1 protein-coding gene is annotated in these 803 nt (G+C 76.1%); it reads right to left on the bottom strand.

Translation table 11 applies throughout. From position 1 onward, the window contains the following. Nucleotides 1-292 precede the first annotated feature (292 nt). Entirely contained in the window at nucleotides 293-619 is a 327-nt protein-coding gene (locus ACZ4UB_RS32755) for a hypothetical protein (RefSeq protein ID WP_468075845.1), read from the bottom strand. Between the last annotated feature and the right edge of the window lie 184 nt (nucleotides 620-803).

Here is an 803-nt window from a genome sequence, read left to right as displayed (position 1 = left end):
CCCCCCCCCCCCCCCCCCCCCCCCCCCCCCCCCCCCCCCCCCCCCCCCCCCCCCCCCCCCCCCCCCCCCCCCCCCCCCCCCCCCCCCCCCCCGACCGTGCGAGCGAGCGACAACGTGGACCTGGTCGTCGACGGCGACGATGTCGCCCGCGACGACAGCGTCAGCAACGGAAGGCCGCTGGACGCCCATGGCGGCAACTACAACGACGACGCGTTGATCTCCGTCAACCCCGCCCCGGGCTCCGTTCCCACTTGGCACACCACCACGGGCGGCAGCCTCGGGTCGGGGTTCGCTATCGTCTCTCCGGATCCCATAGTTCCAGGCCGAGGTGGGCGATCGCGGCCACGTACTCGGAGGACCTGATCCCCTCGGGGTCCGGTTCGCGCCGGTCCTGCCATGGGGCGAACGCCTCGTACGACCCGCGGGCCGCCGGCCACGGGTTCTCACCCGCGTCGGCCGTGCCACCCGGCAACCACCACGCCCCACCGCCCTCGGCCGGGTCGGGCCCGTACCGCAGGAGGTGCATGAGGTCCTCGGCGTCCAGCAGCATGGTGCACGATGCCACGAGCGCCTGCGGCTGCGTCTTCACCCACTCCTCGCGCGGGATCCAGTCGCTCACGTGCGCTCCCTTCCAGCCCCCGAGACGGGAGGGACCTGCTACGACGCTACCTGCAGCGGCTGTTCGAGGACCAGCACCGCTGCACCCCGTCGTGCGCGGCCGCGGGGGGGGGGGGGGCGTCCCCCCCCCCCCCCCCCCCGCCCTCCTCCCCCCCCCCCCCCCCTTCCTGCACGGGGGTCTTCGA

The organism is Streptomyces sp. NPDC028419, assembly GCF_055565515.1.
The sequence above is the reverse complement of the archived record's forward strand: the minus strand, read 5'-3'. Positions and strand labels throughout refer to the sequence as shown.